Below are 512 nucleotides of genomic sequence, written 5' to 3'. Positions count from 1 at the left end.
GGCACGATAGACGGCACACCAGACCACACTGCCATCAGCACCAGTCAGCTCGCATAGCAGACCAGACACATCATTGTGATACCAGTGAATCTGAGCTTCATGCTCCGTCTCGCCCTGCTGCAGACTGATCTGCGCCAGCGGCGCAAAGCTGTCATCCTCGTACATCCAGAGGTGCTGGCGCGAGCCTCTCACCTCACTCAGCAGGCGATTGCCTTCCCAGATAAAGCGCGTGATGCCAAACGCATCGCGTTTCCAGCTTCGACGTCCAAACGCATCATAGCCGTAGGTGGTTCGCTGCTCAGTCCCGTTGCGGGTGCTCACTGATTCGGTCAGATGATGTTCAGCGTTCCAGATAAAGAGCTGATCTGTGTGGCGGCCACTCTGTTTGCGCGTCACATTACCGAAGCCGTCATAGGTCCAGCGTTTATCTTCATAAACCCTGAGCCGGTTATTCTGGTGTCGTGATGCTGCTGATCCTCAAAGCTCGCTGCGTGGCCTTATCGCATGAGGAA

Annotated in this window: 1 pseudogene; it reads right to left on the bottom strand. The window is 55.7% G+C overall.

Annotated elements, in window-relative coordinates:
- Positions 1–456: pseudogene (locus LQK91_RS21935) on the bottom strand (RHS repeat-associated core domain-containing protein); the annotation flags it as partial.
- Positions 457–512 lie beyond the last annotated feature (56 nt).

Source organism: Pantoea sp. MHSD4 (genome assembly GCF_021043305.1).
Taxonomy (GTDB): Bacteria; Pseudomonadota; Gammaproteobacteria; order Enterobacterales; family Enterobacteriaceae; genus Pantoea; species Pantoea eucalypti.
This window is presented reverse-complemented; position numbering and strand designations above follow the sequence as displayed.